Source organism: bacterium, from assembly GCA_023228325.1.
GTDB lineage: Bacteria > Auribacterota > UBA6266 > UBA6266 > UBA6266 > UBA6266.
Map to the genome: position 1 here is coordinate 1 of JALOBK010000005.1, position 16,460 is coordinate 16,460.

Sequence of the window (16,460 nt, forward strand, 5' to 3'; positions counted from 1 at the left end):
TGAAAGAGTTGGTAGATATAAAGAATATGATGCCATGGTTAGAAAAATACCATATGCAAAAAAAGCATTGAATGTAATATCTTCAGAAATATTGGCACCAGATAGTATTACTGACACTGCATTTAATATTAGAAAGAATATGGATATAGTCACAAAAGAAAAAGAAAATGAGATAAAAAGAAATATTTTGGAAATTCTAGAAACATTGGATTTCAAAGGTGAAATGAAAAAAACTACTAAAACTACATGCAAATATGGTGATAGTTTTATAGAGTTATTAGATATGAATAAAGAATTGAGGGAGAAAGGTGTGCTGACAGAATCTCTCAATCTTGAAGAAGATGTTAAAAAAACATTGAATATTAAATTTAAAGTTAAATCTTCTCCATTTGATAAAATATCATTAAGAAGATTAATTGAGAATGAGGAAATAGCACAAACGATAGTTGATAAAGCCGAAGATCAAGAAGACAAAGAAGACAAAGAAGCTGGGACTAATAATACCAGTCTGGAAAATATTTTACTCGTAAAACATAATCCTGGTTTGGTTGTTAGGATAGGTGATGAGGTTTGTTTTGGGTATATTATTTTTCCAAAAGATTTATTAAATGCTCCAAAAATTGAAAATAATATTTTATATAAAATAGCAAATAATGATCACATGAAAGAATTTTTAAGAAAAATAAAAGGTCATCTGGCACATAATGCAAAAATAGTGGAAGAGATAGATAACAATAGGGATCTTAAAATAATGTTAACCAGAATGTATTTATTTTATAATGATAACACGAGTGCAAGAATGGGAAATAATGTTGCTGAAATGAGATTTGTTCCTCCGGATATGATGTTTCATTTTAAAATAGATTCTGATGAATATGATCCATTTGGGGAATCAATATTTGCATTTTTGGAATTTGATGCTAAGATGGTTGTTCTTTTTAAAACACTGATGGCACTTATGCGTCTAACTAGGTCAACAGAAAAAAGATTAATTGCACTTGAAATGGGCGCAGAAAAAAATGTTAGAAATATAATTGAACGTTGGAGAGAATTATATTCGAGAAGAAAATTCTCTCTTGGAGATACTGGTGGTGTGGATACGGTTCCTTCCATGATTACAACTTTCGAGGATATATTTATTCCTATGAAAGATGGAAAAAGATTTGTGGAGTTTGATACTGTAACTCCTCCTGCTGGATTAGATGCGAAGATAGATGACTATAAAGCAATGAGAGATTCATTTATTGCTGGATTGGATGTTCCTCCCCCATATTTAAGCGTTGAAGAAAATATAGAAAGTAGAGCAACATTGTCGCATGAAAATATAATTTTTGCAAAAACAATAATCAGTTATCAGAAGTGTTTTGAAATAACTCTTAATCGCTTAGTTAGGGCCATATATAAAATGGTGTATGGTGAAGAATGTTATTTTGTTGATGTTTTATTTCCAAGGCCACGGAGTGTTGAATTAACAAGAGAAAGTGAATATTTTGGTGCTCTTAAGGAATTTAAAGAAGTCATTAAGGGTCTAGATTTATCAGAAGAAAAATTCATCAATAAATATATTGATAGTGATTTACTCAATAAGACAGAAAAAGATATAGAGGGGGAATTGGATTCAAATGCAAATGAAGAAGAAGAAACTCCAACATTCTAATTTTCTCAATGAATCATTGGAAACTAAGTGGGCATCTAAACAGATTGTAAATATAGTTTTTAATTTTGATAGAACATTTCAAAGATTTAGAAGATATTATCCTAATTGCCCAATAAATGATTTAATAAATAATAAGATAACTGTAATGTATGAAATTGTTGATGAATTGAAAGATAAAATTCCAGATATAGTTATATTAAAAAGAATATTGGGTGTTATTTTAAAATTGGTCTGGAAGATGGATGAACATATGGTTAAATATATTAATGAAGAAGAGAAAAAAGAAAAAGAAGAAGAAGAGAAAAAATCAACTGAAGAAACTCATGAAGATAAAAATAAAAATAAATTAAACATAATGGGAGGAAATAGAAATGTCAAATAGATTTTTAGTTATGGAAGGAGCCGATCTAACAAAAAGAACTATTCTTACTCGCCTTCCTAATAAGGTAATATTTAAAGCTGTTCTTCAAACAGTAGACGGTAAAAATAGAAACGGTAGGATCTACACAAAACGAGCGTTAGAAGAAGCCCTCAAATTCAAAATGGAGACTCTTATAAATCCAAGAGGATTTGTTGGTGAATTAGATCATCCAATGCTTGCAAATTATGGTGATGAACAAGCAGTTGAATTAAGACTTTCGACTGTATTATGGGAAAGATGCTCACATGTTATCACTAAATTTTGGTTTGAAAATAACGAATTGTGGGGAATTGTTGAATCAACATTGTTTGGTCTTGGTGACCAGGTTGTCAAAATAATTAAAGATGATGTTCCGCTGGGATTTTCTCTTAGAGCCATAGGTCAAGGAAATAGAGTTGGTGACCATGTTGTTGTGGATCATATTGATTATTTGGTATCATATGATGCTGTTTCAACACCATCACATATGGAAGCCCATTTTAGAAATCTTTCAGAGGAAAAATTTTATAATATTCAAGAAAGCTTAAAAATTGGAAATTTATCCAGTGGTGTTAAAAGCGAAAACTTTGAAAAAATATTATTTGAAACTCTGAATAAATGGTGCTAAGGGAGGATATAAAATGAAATTGAAATTAACCAAAAATAATTTACATTTCTTTTCTGAATGTATCAAAATAGAAACTATATCTAGTTCATTAAACATTCTCAATGAAAGTAATATTAAAAGTATTCTTGAAATGGAAGATAAATATATAGTAGAAAAATATTTGAATGAAATCGCAGGATCATCTGCAGTGATAGCTCCAATTATTTCAGGTCTTGGTGTATTGGTTGTTAATAATATTGGAAAAGTTTCTGTGGCTTTATTGGCAGCTTTAACTGCAATGTTGGGTTCTAAAACAGATATGGCTATAAAGCACAGTCAAGCAAGTAGAGAATTGGCCATGAAAAGTGCAATGGGTGAGTCTGCAGTGCTGAAAGAGGAAGTCGATAAAGAATTAGTAAAAGATAGTCTTGAAATTATTAAAGAAATAAAAAATACTACATTGTCTAATAAATCAGAATTCGAAAAATTTGTTAGATCTGGGGAATATAAAAAAGCTATTCCATACCTCAAAGGAATGATAAAAGATCTTTCAACATTAATCGGAATAAAATCTAGAAATAATATTCCTCTTACAATTGAAATACCAAGAGAATTATTATCAACGTCAATGATGTGGTTGTCTTTGGCAGTTGTTGGAGTTGTCAGTGCCAAATTATTAGTTCCAGTTGGAAGAAGAATTCTTAGATTCTTTTCTGGGAAAGCACCAGAAGAAGAAACAAAGAAATTTGCGTCTAAAGCAAAAGATTATCTTAAAAATGTCAAGGAGAAAACAAGTTAATATCTTGATATATGTTGGTAAAAAACAACCATGAAAAAATAGGAGGGTAGTTTATGATTAACATTTATGAACAAAAACAAAATAATAAACAGAATTTAATAAATACCATGATGGAGATAGTTACCCAGGGATTTGGATCCGAGGGTAAAAGAGTTAAGTATCTAAAAGAAAAGTTAGAAGCAGCAGTTAGTAAATTGGAATTTTTGAAAAAGAAGTTATCAACTTCCGAAATACAGGAAAAAGTTTTTAAAACTAAAATTGTTAAATCGGAAGAAAATATAGCAATTGGGTTGGATAAACTCAAAAAACTCATTAAAGAAGAGTGAGGATTTAGAAAAATGATGGATATTATTGGAAAAGAAAAAAGTAACTATCCAATAAAAAGATTGATTGAAGTCAGAAATAAGTTTGGTTTCTACCTAAAACCTTTTGTTGATAGAGAGAATGAAGAGATTAGAAATAGGTATTTAGGTATTCAGAATGAGACTAAAATTATTTTAAAAAAGTTAAATGACATTTTATCAAAATTGAAAAGTTTAAACTATGAATACAAAAAAATGCAACTTAGTGAAAGAATTGTCAATAATTTAATTTTTATTGCCGAGAAAAAATTCCTTTCACTGCAATTAAGAAGTGACATTAAACTTATAATGAAGAAATTGAAAACAATGTCGTTTAATGAGCTGGAAAAGCAGAATAAAATAATAGAAGAAGTAAAGTCCAAGATATTGGAAAATATTAGGAGGTAATTATAATGGCTAAGCAAAACAGTTTTGTTACGAAAGACCTACTGATTGAAAGTTTCAGGGGTATTAAGAAAAATTTTAGTATTGATCTTTCAAATCCTCTTCAGAATACTAACGTGTTAGCTGATGAGAAAGCATTCAATTATTATGTGGAGTCGCTGTCAGCCCCATTCACGGATGCACATGACAGGATTAATATTAAGACTATGGCTAAAGGAACCAGGGAAACTCTTTTGATGGAAAATGCAAAAGGTTCATTGTCCCACTATGAAGTTCTTTCACTGCCGTTGATTCCCGTGTTTTATCCTCGTTTGATTGCAAAAGATCTTATCACTTTTGCAACCACTGATAAAGTGGACATCATCAAACCCATCATGAGAGCTAAGTTCAACAGATGGAACGATGTGAATAACTATGATGCTCCTTCAATGAGCACCGATATCTCCAGAGGCCCGACCCTTGGTGTTCCAGGTGGATTCGTTTGTGCGGTCCCAGGTTCTACCGATCTTCTGGCAGCTGCTGGTGGGTTAACTCCTGCTTCTGCTCACATTGAAAGAGATCTTAAGATTCTTGAGATCACTGATGGCGCAAACATTTATAGAGTTGACCAGATCACAACTGTTGATGGCAATTTCTATATTCCTGTAACTCTCGGTGCTGCAACTGATGTTGTCACTGGAAAAGTTGACTTCCTGAATGGAACAATCACATTTAGCTCGGTGAATGGTGTTGCTACTCAGGCTAAGGTCGAAGCAACAGTTTCTATCGAAGAAAATACAGTTTCTTCAAAAATGGAAATTGAAATTGACAAGATCAGGATTCCGATCGTTGACAGGCAGATCGAAGTTTCATATACTGTGCAGCAGAAAATGGATGTCAAGTCTCTTTATGATGTTGAACTTGAATCCATTATTCTCGACCTGATTGGTTCGCAGATTGCTCTTGATCTGGATAACTACATTCTTAAGTCTTTGACTGGTGTGGTTTATAATCCAGCTCTGGTTCCTGCTACCCATATTCAGCAGTTCACTAAGAATGCTCCTGTCGGCTATGACTGGGGTCCGAAATCGTGGCATGAAAACATTATCACCCCAATCAACGAAATCTCTGCTGAGATCTCGAATGACACCAGACTTGGTGAAGCTAATGTTATGGCCGCGAACACTCTTAATGCAGCTCTGTTAAGGGATCTGGATACTTATAGAGTTGATTATGATCGTCAGGGCAAATCGGTTGTCGGTTATAAAGCTGCAGAGATTGAAGGTGGCAATATGACTGTCATCGATTCACCTGTACAGGAAAAGAACAAAATGCTGCTCGTCTACAAACCGGGTCCGAATGAAGAGCATAAATCAGTGTTCTATTTGATTATGCATACTCCTGGATTGGTCATTCCGTATCCCAAGGGATATAAACCATCTTTCAGCGTGCTGACCAGGTATGGAACTGCATTCGTGCATCACAAAGGTCTTGGTGTGCTGGAAATAACGTAATATTATTTTAGAGCCCTCCTGTTTTAATAACAGGTTTGAAACATAAATATTTTGGGCACTCTGGGTTTTCTCAGAGTGCCCATTTTTTTGTGTTTATATTTATTTTTTTTTAGATTTTTTAAAGTACATATATCATAACAAAGAAAATTTTTTCGGAGGGCGTTAAATATGAAACTTATTCAATCTCAGGAAAAAAGTAATAAATTTGGAGAATTTATATTCAGCGATGGATATAAGTGGAAGTTTGCTATAAAGAATTTGACAATGAGAAATTCTTGCGACGAAATAATTGATTTTATCAAAGGATCAACATTATTAGTTTCAGAATATGAACCATTCATCAGATCATTAATCGAATATTATGTTGCAGAAGATTGGGATAATTTCTTTGAGAAATTAAAAGATGTTTCTTTTATTTCAAAGAAAAGATTTGAGATGATGGACATTGATGTTTCCAATTATTGTAATCCAACTAAGAAGACTGGGAAATCTCTTTATATAGACGAAAAAATGATGAAAATGTTATTGGAAACAATAATTTCATTAAAACTGATTTCTCCTTTTATATTTGATAAAAATAATTTTACAGAATATCTCTATAAAAAATTTATGTTTGTGGTAACAGGTGAATTATATAATGCTGGATTTGTTGATATTCTTTATAGACTGATTAGACAATTATCTTTTAAATTTTCTTTATCTGACAAAATGTTATGGAATTTAGTATCTATTAAATATGGATACCAAAACATAGGATATTCTCTAATGATGTTTAATTCATTTATGCATCAGTTTTTAGTTACCTATGATTTTGGAGTTAAAAAGAATCCAATGACATTTATTGTTTCAGTTATTAACGAAAAGTTCACATGGCTTATTAGAACTAATATAAATTCTACTATTATTAGCGATAACAATGAAAATTACTTTGAGCAATATTTGATGGCACTAGATGTCGATAAATTAATTATGAATGAATCTATGTTCAATAATCATATTTTATTTGGATTGAAATATTTATTTGATAAAGAAAGTGTTGATAATTTAATACAGCGATCTGCAGATGTAACAGTATCCCCAATCATGTATACCATTGGAAATTTAATAACATCAAAAATAACTGGAATTTCTACCAGCTTTTTAAATGAAAGAAAGACACACTATATCGTATTGAATAATTTATTTATTTCACAACTTATTTCAAAATTATATCCTGAAGATCCATTTTTTCAAAAATTATCATTGTTATTGAGAGTAGTGAAAACAAGAAAAAATTCTGTCAGTAAGAATATTAGAAAGAAAACAATAAAAAAATACTACACTGCTATTATGGAAAAGGATGTCAATTTCTATGGTATAAAGGATAAAAGCATAGTTATCAATTTATTAAATTATATTATTGAAGATTTGAGAATGCCTTATGTGTATGATATCGTCAAAGGAAATGTCGTTACAATAACAGATGACTGGGTTGAAATTATAATTGATACGATGATTAAATTATTTGATGATAAGAATGAAGAATTTGAGAAAATTAGAAAATTTTTCTTAACCATGGTGACAATGGAAAGAAATATGGAGTAAGGGGGGAAGTATGATGAATTTAACTCCTGAATGGATTGACAAATTTAAAAATTTGTTTTATATTCCCGGTATAGTTTCTATTAATAATTATGAAGAAAGCATATCACTAAAAGAGTATTTGGTAAATTATATTAACGACGATGAGAAAATGAAAAATGTATTATCCCCGCCAAAATTATTATTTCCTGAAGATATATTAGGAAGTGATATTAATCCTTCAATTGTATTTACAATCGACGATGATATATACGATAAATCCGAAAGTAGGAGAAAAAAAATAATGGATACAATAAAATTAAAAAATTCTTTAGCAAATAAGGAAACTAGTGAACAAAAATAAATAACTTTGAAATACAAGGAGTGTATAAATGGCTGAGCAAACCAAATTATCTTTATTAGATCTAGAAAGTTTTTGCGCTCATTTGCCAATAGTGAATGATTCAAAAATATTCAAAAATGAAAGATTACAACAATATTCTGAAACTGGATTGTTCAGCCCAATTATATTTGGTTCTAAGGGAAGTGAAAAATATCATTCAGCGTATGCTTGTATTGATTTAAGAGTTAAGATTTTCAATCCCGTTGTTTTTTCAATACTTATAAGACTAGATCAAAAAATTAAAGACATTGTTAATCAAGATTTGGGATTTAATGTAACTAAAGAAGGTGCCATAGAATTAGCCGAAAGAGATGCAGAGCATTATGGTATTGTTGGTTTAATAACGGTGTATAATAGTCTTGAATTCAGGGTGGATACACCTGACAGAACTGCATTTGCAAATATATTAAAAAATAATAAGAAAAAACTTTTTACTTCTAAAATACCAATCATTCCTCCAGATAGAAGACCTATATACCCAAATAGACAGACTGGTGATTTTATGCCTGATGAGCTTAATGAATATTATATAAAAATTATTAAGGTGTGTAGATCTATTCCTTCAAATCTGGATGGGTTTGATGAATTGACCCGTTCAACATTTGTTTCTAAAATTCAATTGGCATATAATAATTTATATGAATTTATTAAACTTAAATTGGGAAAGAAAACAGGATATTATAGATCTAATTTATTGGGAAAAAGGGTAGATCATTCGGGTAGAGGTGTTATAGTTGGTGACCCAGAAATGCCACCAAACAAGATGGGCATAACAATGAGAATTGCTGTAAGAATATTTGAACCATTTATATTGCATTCATTATTACAGCAAGAAAAAATATATTTTGATATGCTTTCTCAAATGTATCCAAAGGAAGATTATTTGGATAAATGTAAAAAGGTTTTGAAAGATATCAGTCAAAACATGATCAAATCTGATTCTCCTTTATATGGCGAAATTAAGAAAATTGTTATTCAAGTTTCTAAAGATAGAATGATTTGTGCAAAAAGAGATCCTGCTCTTCATAGAGATAGTTGGAGGGCATTTGAACCTGTTATTGTTGATGGAAGTGTTTTGAGAATAAACAATGCCGTATGCGAGGGACTGAACGCTGACTTCGACGGTGATTCAAATTTAAGCAATATACTTTTATTTGTAGATGGGAAAGAAGTATTAATACATATTAGTGACATAGAAAATTCTGGTTTGGTGGAAAAAATTAAAACGAAGATAAAAGATTCTGGGATTATAGTTACTAAATTTAAACCAATAAAAGATATATCGATTAAGGCCATAGATCTTTCCACTGGCGATATTGACAATAAAAAAATAACAGAATATTCTAAACACGAAAATCTAGAAATGTTCAAATTGCATGATGATAAAAATAGATTTGAGGATTTTTGGGTATCTATGGATCATAGTTTAATTGTGTATGACGAAAAGGACGGTTGCCTTAAAAAAATAACACCAAATGATTTGCTATTAGAACCAGATGGTAAATATTTGGTAAAGAAATAAAGAGGATTGTAAAAATGAGTGTTAATGAAAAACATATTTGTAGAATATGCGGGAAAGAATTAGGTTGTAAATCATTTGGGCATATGAAATGGGAACATAATATATCCATCAATGACTACTATGATAAATATATCAAAGAAAATGAAAATGAAGGAAAATGTAAAATATGTGGGAATAAAACAGTTTTTGATGGTTTAAATGTCGGATATAGGAAATATTGTTGCTCGAAATGTAAAAATTCAGATCCGGATGTTATTAATAAAAATAAAGAAACTTTAATTAAAAAATACGGAGTTACAAATGCGAGTCAAATACCCGGAATTCTCGAAAAGAAAAAAGAAACATGGGTAAAGAATTATGGTGTTGATAACCCAAGTAAATCCAAAAAAATAATTGATAAAATAAAAAATATAAATCAAGAAAAATATGGTGTTGATTGGTCATTACAATCAGAAGAGGTTAGAAAAAAAGCAACAGAAAGCACCAGAAAAAAATATGGCGTTGATCATAATAGTCAATCAGAATTAATTAAAGAAAAAAAGAAAAAAACTACAAGATTACATTTTGGAGTTGATAATCCAGCACAATCAAAAGAAGTTCAAGATAAAATGAAACAGACAATGTTAGAAAAATATGGGGTTGATAATATAAGCCAATCGGAAGATTTCAAAACAAAAAAAATAAATACTTCTTTGAAGAATTGGGGAACAAAATATCCATGGCAGAGTAAAGAAGGTAAAAAACTTCAAAAAGATGGAGTTAAAAATAAATACGGGGTTGATAACATTAGTCAATCTGATGAAACTAAAATTAAAGTTAAAAAATCTTTTTATAAAAACTGGAAGAAAAAATTGGAGTTAATATATAATGATCTGATTCTTAACTATACTTTTGAGAATTCAATAGAGGATATGTTTGTATATTCAGATAAAAGAACTGCGATTTGCAATAAATGCGGAAAAAAATTTTCTTTCTTGACATTTAATAAATCATCTGTTAGGTGCATGGATTGTTATCCATCCTATAGAACAGATATGGAATTGGAGATGGAATCTTTTTTGATGGAATTGAACGTAAAATATACTGCGTTGGATAGGAAAATAATATCGCCATTGGAGATAGATTTTTATCTTCTGGATTATAATGTCGGTATAGAAATGAATGGAATATGGTGGCATTCCGAAGGACCGGAAATTACAAAATATAATAAGGATAATATTTTAGAAAATAAAGAATTTATTAAAAATATATTAAAAGAGGAAATGGGAAGACACCATATAAAGTATAAAAAGGCAGAAGAAAAGAATGTTAAATTAATACAAATATTTGAAGATGAATGGTGTAATAAAAAAGAAATTGTAAAATCAAGAATAAGAAACATCTTACATAAAAATAATAATAAAATATATGCTAGAAAATGTAAAATCGTTAAAATATCTAGTGATATATGCAGAAGTTTTTTAGATGAAAATCATATTCAAGGCAATGATAACTCTGGAATGAGATATGGTGCTTTCCATGAAAATGAATTGGTTTCTGTTATGACATTTTCAAAACCAAGTATATCTAAAGGAAACAAAAATAAAGATAATAATATTTATGAATTGTCAAGATTTGCTGTTAAAATAGATTATACCATTACTGGAATGGCTAGTAAATTTCTTTCTTTTTTTATAAAAGAAAATAAACCAAAAGAAATTTTTACATATGCTGATTTGAGGTGGAGTAATGGTGATTTATATAGAACGCTTGGTTTCGAGGATGTTGGTTGGACAGGATTGAATTATTGGTATGTTAAAAATATGAATAGATATCATCGATTTAAATATAGAAAACGTAAAGATGAGCCTTTGGATATTCCAGAATGGATATTGAGAGCCCAAGAGGGGTTATATAGGTTGTGGGATTGTGGAAACTTAAAGTTTAGATTAAAATTAGGGGAAATTAAATGTCAATAAAAGAAAATCTTGAAAAACAAAATCTTGAATTAATTCCTATATCTGAAATAGAAATAACTAGAGATGAAACTAAAACAACTGGATATGATTTTACAGTTGAAGATTGGTATACCTTCTCTACCGCCGACGGTGTGTTTGTTCAAGATACTATGGCTGTTTATGCCCTGCTAACAGATGAAGCGACCACTGAAGCAAGAGAACTATTAATGACAATGAATTCTCATAAGGGAATGTATCAACCATCTTTGGAATTGAAAAAAGATATTTTTCAAGGTATATATATATTGACAAAAGATTATGTGATTAAAGAAATGTATACTGGGAGTGTCATTGATATTAATGAGATGCTTAAAAATATTGAAAAAGGAATAAAAATTAAAGGTAAAACAATAACTGTTGGAAAATATTTATTTAATAGTTCCTTTAAAGAATATGCTGAAGAGTATGGATATATTCTTGAAACAATTAATAGTAAGAAATTTCAACCACTGTTCAAAAAATTATTAATGTTTTATAAAGATAGGCTTAATAATGTGGTGCAGGAATTGCAAGAATTATCATATAAGGTTATAACAATTTATCCAAGAAGTATTGTATTGGATGATTTATTAATAAGCGAAGATAAAGAAATTATAAAATTAAGAGAGTTATTTAAGAAAACAGATGACTTATCGGAAAAAACAAAAATAATAGAAGATATGGGAAAAGTCATTCTTGAAAGATTAAAGAATAGTGGATCTGCGATATATGATTCTATTATATCTGGAGCGTCTGGTAAGATGTCTCAGATAACACAAATGTTGGGAGTGAAGGGATTAATTTCTGATGCTGGTAATAATCTGACAACATCAATTTCTTCTTCATTTGTGGATGGGTTAAAACCATCGGAGTATTTTGCATCTGGTAGTGGTGCAAGAAAAGGATTGGCAGATAGAACACTAAAAACTGCAGACACTGGATACTTGACTAGAAAATTAGTTTTTGCGTTGAGTTGTTGCAGATTATCCGAGGATGTCCACGACTGTAAGACAAACAGGACATTTGATATAGCCAATAGCCCCAACATAAGCAGCAGGGTTTATGGAAGATATGTTTTGGATGACAATGAGAATTTAATTGAATTGACCCCAGATAATGTTTCTAGATTTAAAGTTTTAAAATTAAGATCTCCAGTATTCTGCAAATCAAGAGAAATATGCCACACATGTTATGGAAAATTAAGAGAAATCATCAAAACTAAAAATATTGGTGTTCTTGCTGGGGAATCTATAGGTGAGCGTGGAACACAATTGGTCATGAGAACGTTCCATACCGGAGGTATAGTTTCTGTTCAAATTTTTGATATTATGAAAGCATTTATAAAAAATCAAACTCAATTAGATGAAAATGAATTGAAAGGAATATTCAAACAGGATGGGCAAAATCTTATTGCATTGCAAAACATCAAACTGGAAATATTATTAGGAACAATTCAAAAAAATTCAATAATAGAAACACAGGAAGGAAATATTCTTATCCCAAGTTTATTCATGATATTAGATCATCCAACAAAAGGAAATGTATTATTAGAAGCAGATACGGGTATAACCATATTGAGAAATAAAATTGTATTTATTGATAAAGAAAAAATTATTTTGGATGTGAAAGCAGGAGAACAGTTTTTTATTGTAGCAGATCAAGAAGATAATTTTTCTCTGGTTATAGATCAGTTGGTCTCTTATTTGGATAAGCGTGAAAATGTTAGGAATATTTTGACAATCTTTAATAGAATATGGGATAAATATAATGACATCACGACAATGGATTTAGTTCACATTGAAGTATTGATGTCTCAAATTTTGAGAGATTTTGATAATCATAGATTGTTGGCAAGATTAACTAAAAAATGGAATCCATATAAGGTTGGAATAAAATCGATTCCATATTTGGATAATTGGAAATTGGGATTGATGTTTGAAGATATACAGAATTCATTCCATCAAGGATTGATCACAGCATATCATCAAGATATAGATGGTACAACTCAAATGAGCAGTTCTATTCTTGAAATGCTATACTGAAAATAGGGGTGATTTAAAATGTCAAATGATTTATTATTGGAAGCAAAAAAACCAAATCAATTTATGTTGTTCTCTACAACAGATAAAAAGGTTTATATCACACCAAGAGATAAGATTGCGATAATATATATATCTGAAAATAACAAATCATTTTTGGATGTATTTCCAAAAATAAATATTCCGGTAATGTTCGTAAGAAATTTATTATTACCAAGATTTGTATATAAATTTATAAGAATGTTTCCAAAAGGCAGTGATTTACAAAATATTAGGGCAGCATATAAATTATTTCCATTTATGACAAAGGAAAAAATATTAGGATTGAACAGACCGTTTTATTTCGATTTTAATCCATGGATGGAAATATTGCAAAATAAATATCCTGATCTGAGGCAGAAAGTTCCATTTATGATGCTGAGCAATATTCTAAATGATTTTGCAAAAGAATTTAAAAATCAAGGATATAAAGTTACTATCTTTTATCATTTCAATAATAAATTGCCATTTGATAAAAATATTTTTAAACGGAGAATATATCCTTTATTAAAACAAATTCAAATGGGATCAAATTATTTTGATGATATGTTTTTGCTTAATGAAGAATATGATACGGTCACATATAGAATGATTTATAGGAAAGGTGACAAAAGATTTAATCTTGGAAAATTAATGGCATATTTAAGAAACATGAAATTTGAAGAAGAAATTGCTGCTGAAAAACCAGCTGAGGAAGTTAACAAAGAGTTGCCAGATCAGAAAGAAACAGAAATGACACCAACTACAAGTGAAATTGAAGTTAAAGCAGAAACATCAAAAACAGATGGGAATGTTAATAAGAGTAATGAAAATTTTAGAAAAGATGATAAATTGGATATTTCCACCGCAAAAGAAGTTATCAGATCAAATATTACAAGTGGTAAAACAAAAGAAGAATTTAAACATATTGAGACTGATGAAGAATTAGCTGCTGAAGTGTTGAAGCATGTTTTCAATACTGATGATTCTACAAATAAAAAAGCTATTTCTAAACATGGAGCTAAGAAAGTTATAGAAAAAACAAAAGAATTTATATTGCCATCTATGGATATAAAAAATAGATCCAAGCATCCACTTGTCAAAAATATGGATATTAAAAAAATACACAATAATCAGTTATTAAATAACGTGATGGTTAAAAGAATAAATGAAGTGACGCAACTTCAGGATGAATATATAACTGAAATTTTAAATTCATATAAGGATAATGATATCCCGGTTAAACTGATGGATATAAAGAAAGAGGTTATTACCAGTGCGCCAACTGAAGTTTTTAAAAGTGTTTTTGTCCAGTATACTGCAAAATTAAAATTGGCAAATGGTCAGTTGCAGATTGTCAAATTTAAAGTTCCGGCCATTATTGAAAATAATTATATATATGTTAATGGAATGAAAAAGGTTTTGATCAATCAATTGGTTGCTAATCCAATTTATTTTCCAAAGCCGCACACAGTTTATATTCATTCAATATATGCTCCTATAAGGATAGAATTTAAAACATTTAAAGAGCCATATTTTAGTATGTTTTGTTCTGGAATGAAAATGCCATTTATCCTTGGGTTTTTAGCTGCATTCGGTGAAGAAGGATTATATAAAGTTTTTGGGATTCAGATAACGCGAGATAATGTCGAGAATTCATTAGTTAAATTAAAAACAAAAGATACTACGATTAATATCATATTTAATAAACCAGAATGGGAAGTATTAAAAAATGATTTCAAACGTTTAAAGGATTATACTTCCAAATTCTCAGATGGAAAGTATTTATGGAATAATGTCATTTCCGCTTTGACTGGAAATAAGAATGCAAAATATAATATTCAAACCGTCCATGCAAATATTATTGATAAACAAACAAAGGAAATTCTTTTGTCAAATAATGAACCAACAAATATTATTGATATTTATAAATATGTTATCCCAAAATTAATTGAAGGATATTTCCAAGCAAGAAATGATATCAGTAAAATGCGTGTTAGAAGTACTGAAATTATTCCAATGGCTATTAAGAATGTTTTTGATTTGGCATATTCCAGATATAATGGGGAAACAAAATTAAGGAATAAATCGGTTAAACTTGAAATTGATCAGAATAAAATCATGACTGACATTTTAACATCATCATTGACACAGACTGCGGAATATGTTAATCCCCTGGAGCAAATCTCATCAATAACTCGCGTAACATACAGAGGAGTTGGTGGAATAGATGCTAATGCTGAATTGCTTGAAATGAGAGGAGTTCACCCCACATATTTTGGGAATATAGATCCAATTGATACTCCACAGTCAGATGCAATTGGTATGGTTCAACAGCTGACAAATTCTGCAAACTATAGAACAAAATATGGACATTTAGTAATAAAAAAAATAGATGATAATTTAAAAACTGGAATGTTAAGTCCGACGACATCTCTTATTCCATTTATAGAAAACAATGAGCCAACAAGATGTATTATGGCTTCCAATCAGATGAAACAATCTCTTCCGATTATAAATAATGAAGTTCCTGCAGTCCAGACTGGATATGAATCTTTAATAGCAAATTATAGTTCTGGTGAATTTATAGTCACTGCTCAAGATGATGGCAAGATAGTGGAGATAAATGAGAATAGTATAAAGGTTCAATATAAGAATGGGGAAACAGAAGAAATTGAAATAGGAAGAGTTGTTCTTAGAAGTGGACAAAGTTTTCATAGCGTTAGTGAATTAAAATCTGATGTTGCACTTGGAGATAAGGTTAAATCTGGGCAGGTTATAGTATCTAATCATTTATTTAAAAATGGTCAGCTTGCACTTGGAAGAAATTTGTTATGTGCTTTTATGCAATGGAAGGGTTCTAATTTTGAAGATGGAGTTGTTATAAGAAAAGGGTTGTATAGTGAAAAAGCGTTGACAAGTAGACACTCAATGGTATTTGAAATATTTTTGTCCCAGAAAGACGAATTGGTCAATTTTGATATTGATATTGATAAGCATATAGAAGATAGACATGTTCTTGTTGAATTTGTTCCAGAAAATATAGTTCCATTGCTTGGTGAGATGGAAGATTTTGGAGATTTGGATATCACCACTGAAAAAACAATAACATTGAAATCCAATAAGGGAATAATTTATTCTGTTGAATTATTCTGTAATCACAAGAGTATAAATCCGACAATGACAAAATTGGTTGATAAATTTGGTGACCCAAAAAGGGTAGGACAATATACTATTCGT

13 protein-coding genes are annotated in these 16,460 nt (G+C 29.9%); all 13 read left to right on the forward strand.

All coding sequences use genetic code 11. From position 1 onward, the window contains the following. Nucleotides 1-1,657, forward strand: a 1,657-nt coding sequence (locus M0R36_10115; protein MCK9556152.1) for a portal protein, incomplete at its 5' end; no start/stop codon positions are given. Then, nucleotides 1,629-2,039, forward strand: a complete 411-nt coding sequence (locus M0R36_10120) for a hypothetical protein (protein ID MCK9556153.1) — start codon at nucleotides 1,629-1,631, stop codon at nucleotides 2,037-2,039. The genes M0R36_10115 and M0R36_10120, both read left to right, overlap by 29 nt. Further along, complete coding sequence (locus M0R36_10125) at nucleotides 2,029-2,685, forward strand: hypothetical protein (protein ID MCK9556154.1); 657 nt, start codon at nucleotides 2,029-2,031, stop codon at nucleotides 2,683-2,685. The genes M0R36_10120 and M0R36_10125 overlap by 11 nt, the downstream gene beginning before the upstream one ends. 13 nt (nucleotides 2,686-2,698) lie before the next feature. Beyond that, nucleotides 2,699-3,463: a hypothetical protein gene (locus M0R36_10130; protein MCK9556155.1), complete on the forward strand. Its 765-nt coding sequence runs from the start codon at nucleotides 2,699-2,701 to the stop codon at nucleotides 3,461-3,463. 53 nt (nucleotides 3,464-3,516) lie between these two features. Next, on the forward strand, nucleotides 3,517-3,789 hold the full coding sequence (locus tag M0R36_10135) for a hypothetical protein (protein ID MCK9556156.1): 273 nt from the start codon (nucleotides 3,517-3,519) through the stop codon (nucleotides 3,787-3,789). A 12-nt stretch (nucleotides 3,790-3,801) separates the two neighbouring features. Continuing rightward, complete coding sequence (locus tag M0R36_10140; protein MCK9556157.1) at nucleotides 3,802-4,212, forward strand: hypothetical protein; 411 nt, start codon at nucleotides 3,802-3,804, stop codon at nucleotides 4,210-4,212. Nucleotides 4,213-4,217: 5 nt separating this feature from the next. After that, nucleotides 4,218-5,702, forward strand: a complete 1,485-nt coding sequence (locus tag M0R36_10145) for a hypothetical protein (protein MCK9556158.1) — start codon at nucleotides 4,218-4,220, stop codon at nucleotides 5,700-5,702. Nucleotides 5,703-5,870: 168 nt separating this feature from the next. Further along, on the forward strand, nucleotides 5,871-7,286 hold the full coding sequence (locus M0R36_10150; protein ID MCK9556159.1) for a hypothetical protein: 1,416 nt from the start codon (nucleotides 5,871-5,873) through the stop codon (nucleotides 7,284-7,286). A 10-nt stretch (nucleotides 7,287-7,296) separates the two neighbouring features. Then, nucleotides 7,297-7,626, forward strand: a complete 330-nt coding sequence (locus M0R36_10155) for a hypothetical protein (protein ID MCK9556160.1) — start codon at nucleotides 7,297-7,299, stop codon at nucleotides 7,624-7,626. A 28-nt stretch (nucleotides 7,627-7,654) separates the two neighbouring features. After that, nucleotides 7,655-9,187 carry a hypothetical protein gene (locus M0R36_10160; GenBank protein MCK9556161.1) on the forward strand — a complete coding sequence of 511 codons (1,533 nt, stop codon included), beginning with the start codon at nucleotides 7,655-7,657 and terminating at the stop codon, nucleotides 9,185-9,187. A 14-nt stretch (nucleotides 9,188-9,201) separates the two neighbouring features. Continuing rightward, on the forward strand, nucleotides 9,202-11,145 hold the full coding sequence (locus M0R36_10165; protein MCK9556162.1) for a hypothetical protein: 1,944 nt from the start codon (nucleotides 9,202-9,204) through the stop codon (nucleotides 11,143-11,145). Continuing rightward, nucleotides 11,136-13,205: a hypothetical protein gene (locus tag M0R36_10170; GenBank protein MCK9556163.1), complete on the forward strand. Its 2,070-nt coding sequence runs from the start codon at nucleotides 11,136-11,138 to the stop codon at nucleotides 13,203-13,205. The genes M0R36_10165 and M0R36_10170 overlap by 10 nt, the downstream gene beginning before the upstream one ends. Nucleotides 13,206-13,223: 18 nt before the next feature. Further along, a partial coding sequence (locus M0R36_10175) for a hypothetical protein (protein ID MCK9556164.1) occupies nucleotides 13,224-16,460 on the forward strand: 3,237 nt, incomplete at its 3' end.

Coding starts and splice junctions, on each gene's coding strand:
- M0R36_10170 (MCK9556163.1), top strand. CDS start 11,136: ATGTCAATAAAAGAAAATCTTGAAAAACAAAATCTTGAATTAATTCCT.
- M0R36_10145 (MCK9556158.1), top strand. CDS start 4,218: ATGGCTAAGCAAAACAGTTTTGTTACGAAAGACCTACTGATTGAAAGT.
- M0R36_10150 (MCK9556159.1), top strand. CDS start 5,871: ATGAAACTTATTCAATCTCAGGAAAAAAGTAATAAATTTGGAGAATTT.
- M0R36_10130 (MCK9556155.1), top strand. CDS start 2,699: ATGAAATTGAAATTAACCAAAAATAATTTACATTTCTTTTCTGAATGT.
- M0R36_10125 (MCK9556154.1), top strand. CDS start 2,029: ATGTCAAATAGATTTTTAGTTATGGAAGGAGCCGATCTAACAAAAAGA.
- M0R36_10120 (MCK9556153.1), top strand. CDS start 1,629: ATGAAGAAGAAGAAACTCCAACATTCTAATTTTCTCAATGAATCATTG.
- M0R36_10160 (MCK9556161.1), top strand. CDS start 7,655: ATGGCTGAGCAAACCAAATTATCTTTATTAGATCTAGAAAGTTTTTGC.
- M0R36_10155 (MCK9556160.1), top strand. CDS start 7,297: ATGATGAATTTAACTCCTGAATGGATTGACAAATTTAAAAATTTGTTT.
- M0R36_10135 (MCK9556156.1), top strand. CDS start 3,517: ATGATTAACATTTATGAACAAAAACAAAATAATAAACAGAATTTAATA.
- M0R36_10165 (MCK9556162.1), top strand. CDS start 9,202: ATGAGTGTTAATGAAAAACATATTTGTAGAATATGCGGGAAAGAATTA.
- M0R36_10140 (MCK9556157.1), top strand. CDS start 3,802: ATGATGGATATTATTGGAAAAGAAAAAAGTAACTATCCAATAAAAAGA.